The sequence below is a fragment of the Curtobacterium ammoniigenes NBRC 101786 genome, from assembly GCF_001571045.1.
Taxonomy (GTDB): domain Bacteria; phylum Actinomycetota; class Actinomycetes; order Actinomycetales; family Microbacteriaceae; genus Curtobacterium; species Curtobacterium ammoniigenes.
Genome location: NZ_BCSV01000004.1, coordinates 131,291 through 150,015 on the forward strand (window position 1 = coordinate 131,291; position 18,725 = coordinate 150,015).

Below are 18,725 nucleotides of genomic sequence, written 5' to 3' on the forward strand. Positions count from 1 at the left end.
GCCCGGTGCGCGTCAGTCGTCGGGCTGGCTCATCTCATCCTGGAGGATGACTTCCGACCGCTCGGCGGCGTCGGCGAGACCGTGCTCGTGCGCGAACACGACGAGACGCACGCGATCGCGCAACCGCAATTTCGCGAGGATCCGAGAGATGTGCGTCTTCACGGTCGCTTCGCTCAGGTATTCACGGGCGGCGATCTCGGTATTGCTCAGCCCGATCGCGGCGAGACCGAAGATCTCCCGCTCCCGCGGGGTCAGCGTGCGGTAGGAGTCGGGCAGCGGCGAGCGCGTGGGAGGCGACTCGTGCCTCCGGAGCAGTTCCCGCGTTGCGGATGCGGCGAATACGGCGGTCCCCGCATGCACCGTGCGAATCGCGGCGAGGAGGAACTCGGGATCCGCGTCTTTGAGAAGGAACCCGCTGGCACCCGCGCGAACGGCACGGGCCGCGGCCTCGTCGAAGTCGAACGTCGTGAGCACGAGCACCTTCGTGCGCGCGGCGGGGTCGGCGGTGATCGCGGCTGACGCGGCGATGCCGTCCATGCCGGGCATACGGACGTCCATCAGCACGACGTCCGGCTCGAGGGACCGGACCAGGTCGACGCCGTCCGCACCGTCTCCGGCCTCTCCGACGAATCGGAGATCGTCCTGCGAGCTGAGGAGCATGCGGATGCCGGCACGGAAGAGCGCCTGATCGTCGACGAGCGCGACCCGAATCGGCGACGCGGTCACGGCGATGCCCTCCAATCGCCATCGGCAGTGCCTGCGACGACCGCGGGACGGTCACCCCGATCGGCGTCGACCTGGGGTGGGCGCGGAAGGGCGACGTCGACCGTGAAGGTCTGGTCGACGCGGGCTGCGGACAGGCGACCGCCCGACATGGACACCCGCTCGCGCATCCCGACGAGACCGTGGCCCGTACCGGGGGCGAGGTCAGATCGATCTCCGACCCCGTTGACGATCTCGATACGCATCGGGTCGCCATCGGTGTCGATCCGAAGGTCGACCGGACCGCCGGGGACCCCGTGCTTCATGGCGTTTGTGAGCCCCTCTTGCACGATCCGGTAGAGCGCGAGTTGCGTGGTGGTCGGAAGCCGGCTCGCATCGCCGCGCTGATGCAGTCGGATCTGCACACCGAGCTCCCGCATGTCGCCGATGAGACGCGCGAGGTCGCTCGCGTCATGCGTCGGCGCACTGCCCTCCTCGTGACGGAGTGCACCGAGCATCTCGCGCACATCGCCGAGCGCCCGTCGACTCGTCGCGCCGATTGTGGTCAGCGCGTCTTCCGCGGCACTCGGCGAGTCGCGCAATGCGTAGCGGGCCCCGTCCGCTTGCGCGATCACCACGGCGAGCGAATGCGCCACGATGTCGTGCATCTCTCGGGCGATGCGCACGCGCTCCTGTTCGACGGCGACGGCGCGATCGGCGCGCGCGGCGTCGCGTTCCGCGATGAGGCGCGCCCGACTCGAGGTGCGCGCAGCTGTCCGGCTCCGCGCGACGAGGCCGGCAAGCCATGGAAGGAGCAGCATCGCAAGCGCGACGAGGAAGACCGCGCCGAAGCGCTGGATGACTTCGAGTCTGCTTTGCGTTGACGACCCGAGGGTCCGGATGGCCTCCTGAAACGGAAGGTCCAGCCGAAGCAGGAGATACGCAGCACCGACGAGGGCACCGGCGAACGCCGCAATGAGGCCGAGCCGCCGGGTACGCGCAGTGCCATAGGCGGCCGTTCCGTACATGACCACGGGAATCAGGAGATCCGGCACGAGAAATGGCTCGAGTCGCAGCATCTGCACGACCGCGATCAGGCTTGCCACGCCGAGCGCAATGCCCGGCGCGATGCGCCGCAGCGCAACGGCGATCCCGATTCCGGCGGCTGCGAGCGTCGAGACGACATCGAGCCGGGCGGCGAACGCCGCGAACCCGGCGAGGATGACAGCGAGCGCGGCGTCGAAGAGCAGTTGACTGCGCACCACGGACCGGATCACACGAATACCGTAGAGCGGTTCGTCGCCTCGCGGATCAGTCCCCAGGATGACAAGCGCCAGACGTCAGAACCCCAACCGGGACAGCTGCTTCGGGTCGCGCTGCCACTCCTTCGCGACCTTCACCCGGATGTTCAGGTAGACGTGCCGCCCGAGGAGCTGCTCGATTTCAGCGCGGGCGCGCGTGCCGACGTCGCGGAGCCGCTCCCCACCGCGTCCGATCACGATCGCCTTCTGACTGTCGCGCTCCACGAAGAGGTTCGCGAAGATTCGAGTGGCGCCGTTGGTGCGCTCCGCGGCGGGGGCATCCGTCTCGGGCGACTCCGCGGGCTCGTCGATGTCGTCGATGACCACCGCGAGCGAGTGCGGGAGCTCATCCCGAACACCGTCGAGCGCCGCCTCGCGAATGAGCTCCGCGATGCGATCCGTCATGGTCTCTTCCGTGACGGTCTCCGCGTCGTAGAGCTGCGGCGACTCCGGAAGCAGCCCGATGATCTCGTGGAGGAGGGTCTCCAGCTGGAGCGACCTGGTCCCCGACGTCGGGACGATCGCGTCCCAGTCGCGGAGCTGGGAGACGGCCAGCAACTGCCCGGCGACGCGTTCTTTCCCGACGCCATCGATCTTCGTGACGATCGCGATCTTCTTCGCCCGCGGATACTGTTCGAGGGTGTCGTTGATGTAGCGGTCGCCCGGCCCGATCGGCTCGCCGGCTGGCACGCAGAATCCGATGACGTCGACATCCGCGAGCGTCGACTGGACCAGGTCGTTCAACCGTTCGCCAAGCAGTGTCCGCGGTCGGTGCACGCCCGGCGTATCCACGATGACGACCTGACCATCCGGCCGGTGCACGATGCCGCGGATGGCGCGCCTCGTCGTCTGCGGCTTCGGGGACGTAATCGCCACTTTCTCGCCGACCAGCGCGTTCGTCAACGTCGACTTCCCAACGTTCGGACGCCCGACGAACGAGACGAAGCCCGCCCGGAACGGTCGGTCAGCCACACCGTCCGCCGTCGAAGCATCGATCGGGGCGGCACCCCTGGTCCCACCATCGGATTCGAGCGAAGCGTCGTGGCCGATGTCGTCCGTCATTCTTGATTCCCGATCTCTGGCACAGCCGTTCCGAGGAACGCGTCCTCAGCCGACCGGAGTTCAGCCGACCGCTCCACGATAAGCGTCACGAGGTTCTTCCGACGTCCCTCGACCCGCTCGGCTGCGAGCACGATGCCCGACACAGTCGCCCGCTCACCGGCGGCGGGAAGGCGGCCGAGCTCCTTGGTGAGCAATCCGGCCGCAGTCTCGACGTCATCGTCGTCCAGCTCGACGCCGAAGAGCTCGCCGAGCTCGTCGATTGGCATTCGACCGGACACCCGCCACACCCCGTCATCGATCTCCACGTGATCGACCGCCTCACGATCGGATTCGTCGGTGATGTCCCCGACGAGCTCCTCGATGAGGTCTTCCATCGTCACCAGGCCTGCGACGCCGCCATACTCGTCGACAACAAGGGCGAGATGACTCCGCTGCGCCTGCATCAACCGCAGGGTGTCGTCCGCAGGCTTCGACTCCGGGACGAAGACCGCAGGTCGAAGCCGTGTCGTGACCCGCGCCGACGACGCCGTCGGGTCCGCGTATAGCGCTCGGGAGACGTCGCGCAACGTCACCACGCCCCGCACATCGTCGGCAGTCGTCCCGATGACCGGGATCCGCGACACACCGGCAGCGAGGAACCGGTCCATCACCGCGGCGAGCGACGCGGCGGCGTCGACCGTGACCATGTCCGTTCGCGGCACCATGACCTCGCGGACGAGTGTGTCGCTGAACTCGAAGACCGAATGGATGAGCTCGCGATCGTCGGCTTCGAGGACGTTGCTCTCTGTCGCTTCGTCGACGAGCGACAGCAGCTGCTCCTCGCTCGACACTGCCCGACCTCCACGTCGACCAGGAGTCACGCGATCACCGATGACGATCAAGACCAACGCGAGCGGCCCAAGGACGATGCGGACGCCGTGGATCAGTCCGCTCAACCACCGCAGCAGTACCTCGGGACGTGCCCGGCCAACACTCCGTGGGCTGGAGCCGACGAGCACGAACGAGACGGCGCTCATCGCGAGCGCCGCGACGATCAGCGTCTCCCACCAGGAACCGAACGTCCGCGCGAGCGCTATGGTGACGAGCACCGCGGCGGCCGTCTCGGCGAGTACCCGGAAGAAGTTCAGCGCGTTCACATGCGCGTCCACATCAGCAGCGATCGCCGTCAACGACCGGCGGCGGCGCGCTGCTGGTGGCGACGCTTCCGCGAGTTCCTCCAGGTCGGCACGTGAGAGGACGGAGAGCGCGGCGTCAGCGGCCGCGAGCACCCCTCCGAGCACGACGAGCACCACGGCCACCGCTGTCAGGACGGTGACGAGGAGCACGAGCGGTCACCGCCCCCGACTCTGCGCCGCGAAGGCGCTGAGGATCTCACCCTGAATGCCGAACATCTCGGCCTTCTCATCGGGCTCCGCATGGTCGAAGCCGAGGAGGTGCAGCAGGCCGTGACAGGTCAGCAGCAAGAGCTCGTCGAGCGTCGAATGGTGCGCGGCAACTGCCTGCGCCTCAGCGACCTGCGGGCACAGCACGATGTCGCCGAGAAGCCCGGGAGGCGTCGGGTCGTCCTCGGTGCCGGGCCGGAGCTCGTCCATCGGGAAGCTCAAGACATCGGTGGGACCGGGCTCGTCCATCCACCGCACATGGAGCTGTTCCATCGCGCCCTCATCGACGAGCACGATGGCGAGCTCGGCGTCGGCGTGCACATGCAATGCGTCCAGCGCGAACGACGCGAGCCGCTGAATTGCGTCCTCGTCGACCGACATACCGGACTCGTTGTTCAATTCGATGCTCACCGCGCGCTCCCATGCTGCTCGCGCCCGGACCGGGCTTCCTGGTGGTACCACGGCTGCTGCCGATCCTGCGGGACTCTGCCGCGACGCTCGGCGCGGTTGGCGCCCGCGATGTTGCCCGTCGGAGCAGTTCCGCGTCCGCCAGGTCGATACCCGGCCTCTGCAGCCATTCGCTCCTCGTCATAGCGGGTGTAGGCGTCGACGATCCGCCCGACAAGCGTGTGCCGGACCACGTCCTCGCTCCCGAGGCGGGCGAAGTGGATGTCCGGGACGCCGGCGAGGATCTGCGTCACGATGCGCAAGCCGCTCGCCCCACCCGGCAGATCGACCTGGGTGATGTCGCCCGTCACGACCATCTTCGAGCCGAAGCCGAGTCGGGTCAGGAACATCTTCATCTGCTCCGGCGTCGTGTTCTGCGCCTCGTCCAGGACGACGAACGAATCGTTCAACGTCCGACCGCGCATGTACGCGAGCGGGGCGACCTCCACGGTGCCGGCGGCGAGGAGCTTCGGGACCAGCTCCGGATCCATCATCTCGTTCAGGGCGTCGTACAGCGGCCGCAGGTACGGATCGATCTTGTCAGTGAGCGTGCCGGGAAGGAACCCGAGGCGCTCACCGGCTTCGACCGCAGGCCGAGTCAGGATGATACGGTTGACCTCGCGACGCTGCAGCGCCTGCACGGCCTTCGCCATCGCCAAGTACGTCTTACCGGTTCCGGCCGGGCCGATACCGAACGTGATGGTGTTCTCGTCGATGGCAGCCACATAGGCGCGTTGGCCGTCGGTCTTCGGGCGCACCGCTTTGCCGCGACTCGACACGATCGGCTCCCCGAACAGTTCAGTCGGACGGCGATCGTCTGCGATCACACGGGCCGACGTCGAGACGTCCGCCTGGCCGATGTCTTGACCGCGGCGCACCATCACGATGAGTTCGTCGACGAGGGCGCGCGCACGCGCAACGTCGCGCTCCGGCCCCGTCAGCGTCACCTCGTTCCCGCGAACGAGTACCTGCACCGCCGGGTACTGCCGTTCGAGCGTGCGAAGCAACCGGTCCTGGGGACCGAGGAGCTGCACCATCGCGATGCCGTCGACGGTCAGCTCGGACAGGGCGGAGCCGTCGCTGGACGGCGTTCCATCAGCATTACTGAGCGGCAAGAGAGCCTTCCTGCAGATCACCTGCGAGCACATGTGCGTGGACGTGGAACACGGTCTGACCGGCGGACGATCCCGAGTTGAATACCAATCGGAACTCCCCAGCGGAGCGTTCATCGGCGATGCGCTGCGCCGTGGCAACGATGTGTGCCAGGAGGTCCGGGTCGCCCGCCGCGAGCTGGGATACCGTCGCATACTGCTGCGTCTTGGGGATCACGAGCACATGGACGGGCGCCTTCGGTGCGATGTCTTCGATCGCGATCATCCGATCGTCTTCAGCGACGATCGTCGCGGGGATCTCCCGCGCGATGATCCGCGTAAAGATGCTCGGGTTCTCGCTCATGGTTCCATCGTAGAACGCACGGCTGACGCCGAACCTTCCCCGGTGCGGAGCGCGGATGCTCGTGGCCGGGCAGGCCTCGCGCCGGGCATCACCATCGGCCGAGCGCCGCCTGCAGGAGGCCGAGCCCGACCGGTCCGGCGGTTGAGGTGCGGAGCACCGAATCGCCGAGTCGGACCCGGTGGGCGCCAGCCGCGGCGAAGCGCTCGAGCTCTCCATCGTCGATGCCGCCCTCAGGACCGACCACGAGCGCCAATGCCTCGGCATCGGCTCCCGACCGCCAGGTCGACAGGCGAGCCGACGCGGTCGGATCGAGAACCAGGGTGGTGATGCGCGCCTCCCAAACCACATCGCCGTGTCCAGCGAGCAGGTCTGCCGTGGACACCAGCGACCCGATGCGCGGCACGGTTGGCCGGAGCGCCTGTTTGGCGGCCTCCCGAGCGATCGCCGTCCAGCGGGCTCGGCCTTTCTCGATCTTCGGGCCGTCCCAACGGGACACGCTGCGTGCAGCGGCCCACGGGACGATCACATCCACGCCCACCTCGGTCGCCGCCTGGACGGCCATCTCATCCCGGCGATCCTTCGCGAGCGCTTGGACGAGCACCAATGTCGGCCGCGGCGGATCGACATGAGCGAGCCGATCGATCCGAACCATGAGCGAGTCCCGCTCGGTCTGCTCGACGACGACCTCCGCGACGGTGCCGTTCCCGTCTCCCACACGGAGCCGCTCTCCGACGCGCACGCGCGCCACCGTGCTGGCGTGCCGACCTTCGGCGCCCGTCACGGCCAGGAGCGATCCCTCGGCCATTCCGGCGAGGGTCTCGACGAAGTACAGCGACGCCACCGATCAGGCTCCGAAGAAGCGGTCTCGAAGCTTGCCGAACATGCCCTGCTGGAATCGCGCGAGCTGCGGCGCCTGGGGCTTCCGCGCCTTCGCGAACGACTCGATGAGCCCGCGTTCCTTGTGCGACAGCTTCGTGGGCGTCACGACCTGCACCCCGACGCGCAGGTCACCCCGACCGTTCCCGCGAAGTCGCGTGATCCCACGGTCCTTGATCACGAGGACGTCTGCGCTCTGCACGCCTGGCCGGATCTCGAGATCGACTGGGCCATCGAGCCCGTCCACGCGCACGGCAGTGCCGAGGATGGCATCCGCCATCTGCACCTCGAGGGTTGCAAGCAGGTCGTCGCCGTCACGGCTGAACACCTCGTGGTGCCGAACGCGGACCTCGAGGTAGAGGTCGCCCGCTGGTCCACCGGCTGGGCCGACTTCCCCTTGCCCGGGGAGCTGAAGACGAAGCCCGGAGTCGACCCCCGCCGGAATGTCGACGGGAATGGACCGGCGCGCACGCACGCGTCCCTGACCCTGGCAAGTGGGACACGGGTTCGGGATCACAGTGCCATACCCTCGGCAGGTGCCGCAGGGCGCGCTCGTCACGACATTGCCGAGGAGCGACCGAACCGTGCGCTGAATCTGACCCGTCCCGTGACAGATGTCGCAGGTGACCGGACCGGTCCCTGGGGCGCAGCACGAGCCTCCACAGGTGTCGCAGAGTACGGCGGTGTCGACCTCGACATCCTTGTGCGTGCCGAATACGACCTCGTCGAGATCGACCTCGATACGCAGCAACGCGTCTTGGCCGCGCTCCGCACGGCTGCGAGGCCCTCCGCCGCGGGCACCGCCCCCGCCGAAGAATGCGTCGAAGATGTCGCCGAATCCGCCCGCGCCAAAGGGGTTCCCCGCCTGAGGGCCTGCGTCGTAGCGTCGGCGCTGCTCCGGATCGCCAAGCACGTCGTACGCGTGCGTGACGTCCTTGAATCGCTCAGCGGCGTCCGGCGAGGGATTGACGTCCGGGTGCAACTCGCGAGCGAGACGGCGGTACGCCTTCTTGATGTCGGCGTCCGATGCGTCACGCGAGACGCCGAGTACGTCGTAATGGTCAGCCACGAATTCCTCTGTCGAGTCGGGGGCGGTCACGGTCAAGGGCGAACGGTCGGGGAGCGGCGACTCACGGTGTGCCGAGCAGGCTCGACAGATATCGGGCGACAGCACGAACCGCGGCCATGTTGGACCCGTAGTCCATCCGGGTCGGCCCGAGCACGGCCAGGCGGGCGACCTCGCCGCCCGACGCAGCGTAGCCACCGGCGACGATGCTCGTCGCGTTCAGGCCGTATTCGGCGTTCTCCTCGCCGATGCTCGCGGTGACGGCCGCGCTGTCGAGCTGCAGTTCGCCGAACAGCCGCAGGAGGGTCACCTGCTCTTCGATCGCCTCCAGCACGGGGAAGATGCCGCCGGCGAAGTCCTGCTCGCTCTTTGCGAGATTCGCTGTCCCGGCGAGCACGAGCCGATCCGTCCTGTTCGCACCCACCTGTTCGACCAGACTCGCGACGACAACTCCGGCGAGCGCCTGCCACTCCGGCCGCACCTGCTCGGGAAGCGCACGCAGGATGGTCGAGGCGTCCTGCAGGAGCACACCGACCACGGCGCCGTTGATCACCGTTCGCAGCGCCGCGAGCACGTCATCCTGAAGCGATACATCGACGTCGAGCACACGCTGCTCCACTCGTGCGGTGTCGGTGATGAGCACACTCATCAAGCGGGCGTCGCCGAGCCGGACGAGTTCGATGTGCTGCACGCGCGCCCGCGCCATCGACGGGTATTGCACGAGCGCCACCTGGTTGGTGAGTTGGCTCAGGAGACGAACCGTTCGGGCGAGCGTCTCGTCGAGGTCGGTCGCGGTGCCGAGGAAGGTCTCGATCGCGTGCCGCTGCGCCGAGGTCAGCGGGCGCGCTTCGCTGAGGTGATCGACGAAGACGCGATATCCCTTATCGGTCGGGACCCGGCCGGACGACGTGTGCGGCGCAACGATGAGTTGCTCTTCCTCGAGCGCCGCCATGTCGTTCCGAATCGTGGCCGCGGAGACACCGAATGCATGACGCTCCACGATGGTCTTCGATCCGACCGGCTCCCGAGACGCCACGTAATCGCGGACGATCGCCTGCAACACCTCGAGACTGCGTTCGCTGACCACGACGACCTCCTCACGGCCTACGGACGGAACTCCGACGGAACCTGGCACTCTCCGCCTCGGACTGCTGATTCTACGCCGGGGCGCCGACACCCACCGATCCGCACCCGAACGAGGACGTCGTCGACACGACGCGGTACGCTCTGCGCCATGAGTACGACCCCGCCCGGCGGCTCAGCGCCGAACGACCCCCGCTCGAACGGATTCCAACCAAGCTACGGTCAGAGCGGGCCGGGCCCCGAGTGGAACGCAACCCACCACCCCGACTGGCAACCGCCGCAGCCGCTTCGCCCCGAGGATCAGCGCCTCTGGTCGACGCTGACGCATGTCGGCGGCATCCTGTTCTCGTTCGTCGCGCCCCTGGTCGCGTACCTCGTGCTCCGGGACCGGGGCGCATTCGTCCGTGAGCACACCCGCGTCGCTCTCAACTTCAACCTGACGATGCTCATCGCCTATCTGATCGGAGGCGCGACCTCCATCATCGGGATCGGCTTCCTGATCAACCTGGCCGCCTTCATCGTGACGATCGTGTTCGCCGTTCAGGCGGCGGTCGCCGCGAATCAGGGCCGCTTCTTCACCTATCCGCTGAGCATCGAGTTCATCCGGCGCTGACGCCGTCGCACACTCGGGCGACCCGGAGGCGGATCGACACTCGAGCTGGTGTCACGTCGCGCCAGCTCCGCAGCCGTCTACTCCAGGAGTTCACGCACGACTGCGTCGGCGAGGAGACGCCCTCGCAGCGTCAGCACGAGTCGCCCATTGAGCGCGCTCCGACCATCCACGAGCCCGCGAGCGATCAGGTCTGCGACACGCGTGCGCGCAGTCGGCGCGAGTTCGTTCAACTGCAACTCGCCACGGACGCGCGCCGCGAGCATGACATGCTCGAACGAGCGCGTCTCGGCGTCGAGCACCTCGCGGCCCGCAGCTGGTGACGCGCCGTCGAGCACGCGAGCGGCATAGGCCGCCGGGTGCTTGACGTTCCACCATCGCGTGCCCGCAACACTCGAATGCGCCCCAGGGCCGGCCCCCCACCAATCGAACGAGCGCCAATACGCGAGATTATGCCGGCTTGCGTGCTCCTCGCCGCGGGCCCAGTTCGAGACTTCGTACCACTCGTATCCGGCCGCGCTCAACCGCGCGTCCGCGAGCTCGTACATATCTGCGGCAACATCGTCATCCGGAGCGGCGATCACACCGCGAGCAACGTCGCGGCCAAGAGCGGTACCTGCCTCGACGATCAGGGCATAGGCGGAGATGTGGTCCGGCTCACATGCAATCGCCGCGTCGAGGCTGGTCTGCCAATCGGCAAGCGACTCCCCCGGCGTCGAATAGATGAGATCGAGACTCACGTCGAGCCCCGCTGCCCTGGCCTGCTCGACCACCAGCGGCACCCGCTCCGGAACGTGCGTGCGGTCGAGCGTTCGCAGCACGTTCGGCACCGCGGACTGCATCCCGAAGCTCGCCCGCGTGAAGCCACCGGATGCGAGTTCGGCGAGGGTGTCCGCGTCCACAGAATCGGGGTTGGCCTCCGTCGTGATCTCAGCCCCGGCCTCCAGACCCCAGAGCGAACGGATCCGCGCGAGGATCATCGAGAGATCGGATGCGGGCAGCATCGTGGGGGTTCCCCCGCCGAAGAACACCGTCGACACGGGGCGAGCCGGAACGCCCGAGCGCTCGAGTACCGACGCGGCGAAGTCGAGTTCCCGCAGGACGTGCCCGGCATAGTCGTCGCGGCGGACGCCGCGCAACTCCGATGCCGTATATGTGTTGAAGTCGCAGTAGCCGCAGCGAACGCGGCAGAACGGCACGTGCACGTACACCCCGAACGGCACGGCGCCGACGCCCGTGGCCGGAGTGATCAACCCGTCGCTCGGGGCAGGATCGCCCAACGGAAGCGCGCTCGGCATGCCCCGGTCACTCCCCCACGAGCGCTCGGAGATACTCCTCGGTCATGCGACGCTGCTGTCGACGCAGGAGCGGGCCCACGAGGCGCCATTTCCAGTTCGCGGGACGGGAAAACGCGCGGACCTGCAGCCACACGGAGCCGTCCGCTGTGCGTTCGATGACCCACGATTCCTCGCCGCGCACCGGGTGCCCCTCGAGCGTTCCGTACGCGAATCCCTTGCGGTCCGGTTCGTCGACGACGGACACGACACGAACCGGCGCATGGATCGAGCGACCGTACGCATGGAGCGTCAGCGTCGCCGTCGTACCAGGCACGATCAGCGGAGTTCCGTCGGGTGCGAACCGCGTCGTGGTCGTCGACCCGATCGACGCCGCCTCGATCGCGGCACCGCTGTCGTCGAACGTGACAGGGGTGTAGCTGACCTCATCCTCGGGAGGCACGCTGTCGACATGCACGCCGATCCCGGCTCGCTCCTGGATCTGCCACGTCAGTGTCTGCAGCCATGCCGTCTCGAATCGCTGGTCACCGTGTCCGATCCGCGTGCGATCCTCCCGAGGAACGAAGCCTTTGGGCGGATAGGTCATGAGGTCAGGCGCCTGCGTCGCGCCGACCGCGGCATAGCTGAGCGATGTGGGCCGGTGCGTCTGACGCGCGGTCATCGCTTCTTCTCCTCGACGTCCCCGGAGAGCGCGGCGATGAAGGCTTCCTGGGGCACTTCGACGCGACCCACCATCTTCATGCGCTTCTTGCCCTCTTTCTGCTTCTCCAGCAGCTTGCGCTTCCGCGTGATGTCACCGCCGTAGCACTTGGCGAGGACGTCCTTCCGCATCGCACGGATGTTCTCGCGCGCAATGATTCGTGCTCCGATCGCTGCCTGAATCGGCACCTCGAACTGCTGCCGCGGGATGAGCTTTCGAAGGCGCTCCGCCATCATCGTCCCGTAGGCGTAGGCCTTCTCGCGGTGCACGATGGCACTGAACGCATCGACCTGCTCCCCCTGCAGGAGGATGTCGACCTTGACGAGGTCGGCTTCCTGCTCGCCCATCGGCTCGTAGTCGAGGCTCGCATAGCCCTGGGTGCGGCTCTTCAGCTGGTCGAAGAAGTCGAACACGATCTCGCCGAGCGGCATCGAGTACCGGAGCTCGACTCGATCCTCACCGAGGTATTCCATTCCGAGGAGGCTTCCGCGCCGCGACTGACACAGTTCCATGATCGCGCCGACGTAGTCCTTCGGTGCGAGGATCGCAGCCCGCACGACGGGCTCGCGCACGCTGGTCACGCGTCCGTTCGGGAACTCGGAGGGGTTCGTCACCGCAGTGACGTTGCCATCCTCGGTCGTGACCTCGTAGATCACGCTCGGCGCGGTAGTGATGAGGTCGAGGCCGAATTCCCGGCTGAGACGTTCCGTGATGATCTCGAGGTGGAGAAGCCCGAGGAAACCGCAGCGGAACCCGAAGCCGAGCGCAACACTGGTCTCCGGCTCGTAGACCAGCGCGGCATCCGACAACTTCAGCTTGTCGAGCGCCTCCCGAAGCTCCGGATAGTCGCTCCCGTCGATCGGGTAGAGCCCGGAGAACACCATGGGTTTCGGGTCGACGTAGCCGGCGAGCGGAACGCCGGCGGGCTTGGCAGCGCTCGTGACCGTGTCGCCCACTTTCGACTGCCGGACGTCCTTGACACCCGTGATGAGATAGCCGACCTCGCCGACAGCGAGGCCCTTTGTCGGGGTCGGCTCCGGGCTCGAGACACCGATCTCGAGGATCTCGTGCGTGGTCCGCGTCGACATCATCTGAATCTTCTCGCGCGGCCCGATTCGCCCGTCCACCATGCGCACGTAGGTGACCACGCCTCGGTAGCTGTCATAGACCGAGTCGAAGATCATCGCACGCGGGGCAGCGTCCATTGTGCCGGTGGGCGCGGGAACACGCCGCACGACGTGGTCCAACAGCTCCTGAACGCCCGCACCCGTTTTCCCGGACACGCGGAGGACATCGTCGGGGTCACCGCCGATGAGCTGCGCGAGTTCGGCGGCATACTTCTCGGGTTCCGCCGCGGGCAGGTCGATCTTGTTCAGCACGGGGATGATCTCGAGGTCGTTCTCGAGGGCGAGGTACAGGTTTGCGAGGGTTTGCGCTTCGATGCCCTGCGCAGCATCGACGAGGAGGATCGCTCCCTCACAGGCAGCAAGCGACCGTGAGACCTCGTAGGAGAAGTCGACGTGGCCGGGGGTGTCGATCATGTTGAGCGCGAACGTCGCACCGTCGACGTCCCACGGCATGCGCACCGCCTGCGACTTGATCGTGATGCCGCGCTCACGCTCGATGTCCATCCGATCGAGGTACTGGGCGCGCATCGCCCGCTCGTCGACGACGCCGGTGATCTGCAGCATTCGATCCGCGAGAGTGGACTTCCCGTGGTCGATGTGCGCGATGATGCAGAAATTGCGGATCGCCGACGCCGGCGTCGAAGCGGGCTCGAGCGGCGATGATGCTTGTGGGCTCACGGTTCCTCGGTTGGTGTCGCGGTCGGACGATTCTCCCACGTCCGGGGTGCGCGACCAGCCCGGTCGGTGCACGCAGCGCAGCCCGAGAGCGTCGCGTTGTTCGAAGCGTGCACCACTGCTAGGCTTGACCGCTGGATTTACGCGTTCCGTCGCCCACGGGTGGAACGCGATGCGACACGGGCCCCTCTACCCCCACTTGTCGCTCCACCCGTCCGAGTCGAACAGGAATCAACACATGGCGAACATCAAGTCGCAGATCAAGCGCATCAAGACCAATCAGAAGGCGCAGGAGCGCAACAAGGCGTACAAGTCGCAGCTCAAGACCTTCATCCGTCACGCGAACGAGGCCGTCGCTGCTGGCGACAAGGACAAGGCCGCCGCCGCGCTGGCGCTCGCGTCGAAGAAGCTCGACAAGGCAGTGAGCAAGGGCGTCATCCACAAGAACCAGGCAGCCAACCGGAAGTCCGCGATCGCCAAGAAGGTGTCCGCGCTCTCCTGAGCCCCCGCGACGACCCGTCGCCGCAACACGAGGCCGCTCCGAACACACGCGTCGGGGCGGCCTCGTCGTTTGTCGGCGCTGCCGGTCACCGCTGCTCGCCACGGCGCGCGATCGTGCGAACCATGGTTTCGAGCGCGAATTCGGCATCACGAGATCCGCCCTTCACCGCTGCGTCCGCTTCGGCAATACTGAGGATCGCGCCCGCAAGACCCGCTTCTGTCCACCCCGCAGCATCGCGCTGTGCGCGTTGCACCTGCCAGGGCGCGAGGCCCAGGGCCTGCGCAGCCTGCGCGGGGGTGCCGCGGTAGGCCGACACCTTCGCCATCGTGCGCAACTTGCTCGCAAAGGCCGCCACGATGGGTACAGGCGCTTCCCCGGTCGCCAGAGCGTGACGCAGTTCGACCAGCGCCGCGGCTGAGCGGCCGCCGAGGGCGATGTCGGCGACTTTGAACGCATTCGTCTCGACGCGACCGCCGTAGTACCGGTCGACCGTCGCGTCAGTGATCTCCTGGTCGTCGTCCGCAATGAGCTGTCGGCACGCGGCGGCGAGCTCCGCGAGGTCGTCCGCGAATGCCGCGACGACCGTGCGGACCGCCGAGGGCCGTATTCGCCGCTTCGCAGCGCGGAACTCCGCCTGCACGAAATCGACGCGGTCGGTCTCGCGCTTCAACTCGGGGCATTGCACTTCAATGCCCCCACCCGAGCCGCTCCTGATGGCATCGAGCAGCTTCTTGCCGCGCACGCCGCCGCCGTGGCGGAGAACGATGGTGACGTCGTCGGCGGGTCGTTCAAGGTACGCGATCATGTCGGCGATGAACGCATCGGTGCACTTTTCGACCCCGCTCACGCGCAGGAGGCGCGGCTCCCCAAAGAGCGACGGGCTCGCAAGCGTCGCAATCAATCCCGGCGCATATTGGTCGGCCTCGATGTCAGAGATCTCGAGGGCGGGATCGATGGCGGCGAGCTGCTGCCGGAGCAGTTGTGTCGCCCGCTCGGCGAGGAACTGCTCCGGCCCGGTGACGAGCACCACCGGAGCGGCGCGGACGTCCGACCACGACAGTTGCGCTATTGCTACGGACCGGCTGACTCGTTTCGCGGGCATGGCTTCTTTCGCTCGTCGGGGGCAACGTCGAGTGTAAGTCGGAGGGCTGACGTGCGCGTGCCCCAGCAGCCGCGGCGTCGTTCCGCTCGGCCCATACCCGGATGGTGTGGTCTGTCGATCGCGACAGAACGGTGGTGCCTCGCTCATCGGTGCGAAAGACCGCGGTCCCACTGTGGTCGAGCATGCTCAGCGCTCGTTGCGTCGGGTGCCCGTATCCGTTGTCGGCGCCAACACCGATGAGTCCGATGCGCGCGCCGACCGCGGCATAGAGCGATGCATCCTGGTCGGCAGAGCCGTGGTGGGAGACTTTCACGACGTCGAGCGCGTGTGCCGACGCCGTCGACAGAGCAGCCGAGTGACGGAGCGAGCGCTGCGCCCGCTCGCCGAGATCACCGAGCAGCAACGCCGACAACAACGATGAGCCCTCCCGCGTCGCGGAGGCCGACACGACCACGCTCGACGGGTTCCCGCCGGCCTCGTCGTGCGGCTCGGGCCACAGAATGCGGAGGGCATAGTCCCCGACCGCGACCACGTCTCCGGCCGCGACTCGACGAACATCGGCTCCGCCCCGAAGGAGATCGTCGACGATGCGCTGGTCGCCGGGCCGAGCAACCGGACCGATGAGAACCGTGTCAACGCTGGACGCGATAGACGGAGCGGCGCGGACGTGATCCTCATCGAAGTGCGTCACGACGAGGACGCTCACCCGGTCGATGCCCAACAGGTCGAGGCATCGCTTCAGCAGTTCGTCGTCGCGACCGGTGTCGATCAGCGCGACGTGCTCGCCATCCCGGAGCACGGTGGCGTCCCCTTGCCCGACGTCGCACATCGCGACGCTCCAGTCGCCCGGCAGGGTTCCGCGCACGACCAACTGCGGGACGGCGACGAGCGCGACACCGCTGATGACGAGCACTCCTGCACTCGCGGCTGCCGCCGGCCGGAGGCCCCGACTGCCGAGCACTGCTGCAATCACCGCGAGTGACACACCGGCCGCGACCGCAGCACCGAGCGGACCCGGCGGCCACGGGATCGTCGCAGCAGGAAGTTGCGCGGCCGCACGGGCGAGCATCGCAATGGCCGTTGCGGGAAGCCACGCGATGGTAGCGAGGACCGACGCAAGCCCCGGCACCAGCGGAGCGGTCAGGCAGGCGCCGAGTCCGAACACGGTGGCGACGGGTGCGAGGGGCTCCGCCACGATGTTGACGGGCACCGCGAAGGTCGGGATCTCCGGCGCAAGAAGCACGGTCACGGGCCAGCACGCCACCTGCGCGGCCACGGGCACAGCGATCGCGGCGGCAGCCGCTGCTGGGAGTCGGCGCGCGAGCGCAGCGGCCAGCACGGGCGCGACGACGAACACGCCGGCCGTGGCGAGTACGGAGAGCGTGAACCCGAACGATCGAGCGATCCACGGGTCCATCAGGATCATGACGACGACGGCGAGCGCGAGGAGTGGAATGCCTCGGCCTCGTCGCCCTACGCTCGCGGAGAGCAGTACAACGACAGCCATGATCGTTGCCCGCACGATGGACGGGTCCGGGCGGACGAGTGCGAGAAACAGGCCAAGCACGACAAGCGAGACGATCAGGCGGACCGAGGTTCGAACTCGAAGCGCCCGCCCGATCCCCTCGACGAGAGCCACGAGAACCGCGCAGTTCGATCCGGACACAGCGGTGAGATGCGTCAGAGCGACGGCACGCATCGCGGCATCCGTCCCGTCGTCGATTCCCGATCGGTCACCGATGGCGAGACCCCTGAGAAGCCCAGCCCCCGGCGCGGGCAGCGGGGCGACGACTCCTGCGAAGGCAGTCCGTGCCGCATCGGTCCACGCGTCCGCGGCGTGTGGTGCGCTGACCAGGAGCGGAGTCGTGCGCGCGAAGATGAGGGCGACCGCCGCATCGCCCGGCTCCGTCGGGACGAGCCGGCCCTGAATCCGCACCACAGCGCCCGCTCCGATATGGCTCACGCGCTCGCCCCGGGGTGGGATGACGCGAACAGGAGGCCCGTGACCGGTTGAACGAGCGTCCGCCCCGCCCATTGGATCCCCCTGTTGGACGGCGACGAGTGAGGCCGACCAGGCGCGGTCGCGCGGCTCGATGTCTCGAGCGAGACGGATCTCGAGGTCGAGGTCGACGGGAGTGGACGTGGCGGCGAGCACGGCAGGAGACGATCGCTTCTGCAGGCCGACCACGACGCAGACGGCCGTTGCCAGAACGAGCAGCAGTGCGAGCAGTACCACAGAAATCGCTGCGCGCAGCCGAGCGATCGGCGGTCTCCGGCGGACAGCCACGGCGATGCCAGCAGTGACGCCCAGTGTCAGCGCGACGCAGACCGCCACGCACACGGCGCGTTCTGGTACTCCGATGAGCAGCGCCGCGGCGAGCCAGACGCACGCAGCAGGAATCGCCACCCTGAGCGCCGATGCCGTTCGGCCGCCCGCGAACATCGCCGAAGCCGGCCCTGGGTCGCTCACAGGGTCACCAGGGGCTCGAGTTCGGCGAATCGGACGGCCCCGATCCCGGACACGTCGAGGAGCTGATCGATCTCGGTGAAGCGACCGTGGGCCTCCCGCCAGGCGATGATCCGGCCGGCCATCGCGGCCCCGATGCCGGGCAGCGTGGCGAGCAGGGAAGCGTCCGCGGTGTTGATGTTGACGAGCGAGCCGGCCTGTGGTGTGCCGGACCCGGCTGCACCACCCGACCCGCCGTTGCCGTCTGAACCGCTCACATTCGGGGGCAACGGGGTCGGGAGGTCGACCTCTCCGGTCGCTGGAACGTAGAGCTGCTCACCGTCGATGAGCGGACGCGCGAGGTTGACCCGAGCGAGGTCGGCCCGATCGGTGATGCCGCCTGCCGCGGCGATCGCAGCCTCCACACGAGCGCCAGCGGTGAGGCGCACCAGTCCGGGCTGGAGAACGGCGCCGAGCACATGGACGACGACGTCGACCGGTGCGGTCCGCGCTTCTTCGCTGGGAGTCCCGTCGCCGGACGTCGACTGCCGGTTTGTCGGTGCGCTCGCGGAGGGGGCGAGGTTCACGATCTCCGTGGTCCGGCCAGCCCGGGCTCCCATCGCGATCGTGACGATCACGACGAACGCGACCACCCCGGCCACCACGATCATGGCTCGGGGCGACACCGCCAGCCGCGTTGCGCCGGATGGGGGCGAATCCGGGTCGCCCGACATCTGGGAGTCCGGTCCATCGGCGCGGACGTCGAGCGACCCGGGCGGAGGCGGAAGGTCGAGCACGAGCTCACGCTATTTGGCGCCCCGGGAGCAACCGCTCCCGCTCCCGACACGGGTGCGGTCCGCCACAGACATGCAGCCTGTGGAGGGCCCGCGGCCA

General features: G+C 67.9%; 18 protein-coding genes. 2 read left to right on the forward strand and 16 right to left on the reverse strand.

The features are described 5' to 3' along the window. Window positions 1-12: 12 nt before the first annotated feature. From CAM01S_RS09685 to hrcA, 10 genes are all read right to left on the reverse strand, one after another. Window positions 13-726, reverse strand: a complete 714-nt coding sequence (locus CAM01S_RS09685) for a response regulator (RefSeq protein ID WP_281176696.1) — start codon at window positions 724-726, stop codon at window positions 13-15. Then, window positions 723-1,979, reverse strand: coding sequence for a sensor histidine kinase (locus tag CAM01S_RS09690; protein ID WP_066520373.1), 1,257 nt, complete (start codon window positions 1,977-1,979; stop codon window positions 723-725). Before CAM01S_RS09690 ends, CAM01S_RS09685 begins: the two co-directional genes overlap by 4 nt. Before the next feature lie 63 nt (window positions 1,980-2,042). Next, complete coding sequence (gene era / locus CAM01S_RS09695; protein WP_083527919.1) at window positions 2,043-3,065, reverse strand: GTPase Era; 1,023 nt, start codon at window positions 3,063-3,065, stop codon at window positions 2,043-2,045. Then, window positions 3,062-4,390: a hemolysin family protein gene (locus tag CAM01S_RS09700; RefSeq protein ID WP_066520375.1), complete on the reverse strand. Its 1,329-nt coding sequence runs from the start codon at window positions 4,388-4,390 to the stop codon at window positions 3,062-3,064. Before CAM01S_RS09700 ends, era begins: the two co-directional genes overlap by 4 nt. 6 nt (window positions 4,391-4,396) lie before the next feature. Then, window positions 4,397-4,858: an rRNA maturation RNase YbeY gene (gene ybeY / locus CAM01S_RS09705; protein ID WP_066520376.1), complete on the reverse strand. Its 462-nt coding sequence runs from the start codon at window positions 4,856-4,858 to the stop codon at window positions 4,397-4,399. Continuing rightward, window positions 4,855-5,931 carry a PhoH family protein gene (locus CAM01S_RS09710; protein WP_245631620.1) on the reverse strand — a complete coding sequence of 359 codons (1,077 nt, stop codon included), beginning with the start codon at window positions 5,929-5,931 and terminating at the stop codon, window positions 4,855-4,857. The genes ybeY and CAM01S_RS09710 overlap by 4 nt, the downstream gene beginning before the upstream one ends. Before the next feature lie 64 nt (window positions 5,932-5,995). Beyond that, window positions 5,996-6,349 (reverse strand): histidine triad nucleotide-binding protein, encoded by a 354-nt coding sequence (locus tag CAM01S_RS09715; RefSeq protein ID WP_066520383.1) that lies wholly within the window; start codon window positions 6,347-6,349, stop codon window positions 5,996-5,998. Window positions 6,350-6,437: 88 nt separating this feature from the next. Beyond that, window positions 6,438-7,190, reverse strand: a complete 753-nt coding sequence (locus CAM01S_RS09720) for a 16S rRNA (uracil(1498)-N(3))-methyltransferase (RefSeq protein WP_066520385.1) — start codon at window positions 7,188-7,190, stop codon at window positions 6,438-6,440. Window positions 7,191-7,193: 3 nt separating this feature from the next. Next, the gene (gene dnaJ, locus CAM01S_RS09725; RefSeq protein WP_066520394.1) at window positions 7,194-8,294 is read right to left on the reverse strand and encodes a molecular chaperone DnaJ; all 1,101 of its coding nucleotides are present in this window, start codon (window positions 8,292-8,294) and stop codon (window positions 7,194-7,196) included. Between the two features lie 61 nt (window positions 8,295-8,355). Next, on the reverse strand, window positions 8,356-9,378 hold the full coding sequence (gene hrcA / locus CAM01S_RS09730) for a heat-inducible transcriptional repressor HrcA (RefSeq protein ID WP_066520397.1): 1,023 nt from the start codon (window positions 9,376-9,378) through the stop codon (window positions 8,356-8,358). Between the two features lie 147 nt (window positions 9,379-9,525). Between hrcA and CAM01S_RS14375 the strand changes: the two genes are divergently transcribed. Next, window positions 9,526-9,987: a DUF4870 domain-containing protein gene (locus CAM01S_RS14375; RefSeq protein WP_083527921.1), complete on the forward strand. Its 462-nt coding sequence runs from the start codon at window positions 9,526-9,528 to the stop codon at window positions 9,985-9,987. A 77-nt stretch (window positions 9,988-10,064) separates the two neighbouring features. Here the strand turns inward: CAM01S_RS14375 and hemW are convergent, their stop codons facing one another. Genes hemW through lepA form a run of 3 tightly spaced genes read right to left on the reverse strand, consistent with a single transcriptional unit; the run spans window position 10,065 to window position 13,784 of the window. Next, window positions 10,065-11,282, reverse strand: a complete 1,218-nt coding sequence (gene hemW, locus CAM01S_RS09740) for a radical SAM family heme chaperone HemW (protein ID WP_066520401.1) — start codon at window positions 11,280-11,282, stop codon at window positions 10,065-10,067. A gap of 7 nt (window positions 11,283-11,289) precedes the next feature. Next, complete coding sequence (locus tag CAM01S_RS09745; protein ID WP_066520404.1) at window positions 11,290-11,940, reverse strand: DUF1990 domain-containing protein; 651 nt, start codon at window positions 11,938-11,940, stop codon at window positions 11,290-11,292. Further along, entirely contained in the window at window positions 11,937-13,784 is a 1,848-nt protein-coding gene (gene lepA, locus CAM01S_RS09750; RefSeq protein ID WP_066521183.1) for a translation elongation factor 4, read from the reverse strand. Before lepA ends, CAM01S_RS09745 begins: the two co-directional genes overlap by 4 nt. Window positions 13,785-14,019: 235 nt before the next feature. On the opposite strand from lepA, the gene rpsT reads away from it, so the two are divergent. Beyond that, window positions 14,020-14,283 carry a 30S ribosomal protein S20 gene (gene rpsT / locus CAM01S_RS09755; RefSeq protein ID WP_066520406.1) on the forward strand — a complete coding sequence of 88 codons (264 nt, stop codon included), beginning with the start codon at window positions 14,020-14,022 and terminating at the stop codon, window positions 14,281-14,283. A gap of 85 nt (window positions 14,284-14,368) precedes the next feature. Here the strand turns inward: rpsT and holA are convergent, their stop codons facing one another. The 3 genes from holA to CAM01S_RS09765 are packed head-to-tail and all read right to left on the reverse strand — an operon-like array spanning window position 14,369 to window position 18,628. Further along, window positions 14,369-15,310, reverse strand: coding sequence for a DNA polymerase III subunit delta (gene holA, locus CAM01S_RS09760; RefSeq protein ID WP_169795854.1), 942 nt, complete (start codon window positions 15,308-15,310; stop codon window positions 14,369-14,371). Further along, on the reverse strand, window positions 15,213-17,855 hold the full coding sequence (locus tag CAM01S_RS14380) for a ComEC/Rec2 family competence protein (RefSeq protein WP_083527922.1): 2,643 nt from the start codon (window positions 17,853-17,855) through the stop codon (window positions 15,213-15,215). The genes holA and CAM01S_RS14380 overlap by 98 nt, the downstream gene beginning before the upstream one ends. After that, window positions 17,852-18,628: a ComEA family DNA-binding protein gene (locus CAM01S_RS09765; RefSeq protein WP_245631600.1), complete on the reverse strand. Its 777-nt coding sequence runs from the start codon at window positions 18,626-18,628 to the stop codon at window positions 17,852-17,854. The genes CAM01S_RS14380 and CAM01S_RS09765 overlap by 4 nt, the downstream gene beginning before the upstream one ends. Between the last annotated feature and the right edge of the window lie 97 nt (window positions 18,629-18,725).

What these genes read in the sequence shown, in the direction of transcription:
- era (WP_083527919.1), bottom strand. Translation starts at nt 3,065, where the DNA reads ATGACGGACGACATCGGCCACGACGCTTCGCTCGAATCCGATGGTGGG.
- CAM01S_RS09710 (WP_245631620.1), bottom strand. Translation starts at nt 5,931, where the DNA reads ATGGTGCAGCTCCTCGGTCCCCAGGACCGGTTGCTTCGCACGCTCGAA.
- CAM01S_RS09715 (WP_066520383.1), bottom strand. Translation starts at nt 6,349, where the DNA reads ATGAGCGAGAACCCGAGCATCTTTACGCGGATCATCGCGCGGGAGATC.
- CAM01S_RS14375 (WP_083527921.1), top strand. Translation starts at nt 9,526, where the DNA reads ATGAGTACGACCCCGCCCGGCGGCTCAGCGCCGAACGACCCCCGCTCG.
- hemW (WP_066520401.1), bottom strand. Translation starts at nt 11,282, where the DNA reads ATGCCGAGCGCGCTTCCGTTGGGCGATCCTGCCCCGAGCGACGGGTTG.
- CAM01S_RS09745 (WP_066520404.1), bottom strand. Translation starts at nt 11,940, where the DNA reads ATGACCGCGCGTCAGACGCACCGGCCCACATCGCTCAGCTATGCCGCG.
- rpsT (WP_066520406.1), top strand. Translation starts at nt 14,020, where the DNA reads ATGGCGAACATCAAGTCGCAGATCAAGCGCATCAAGACCAATCAGAAG.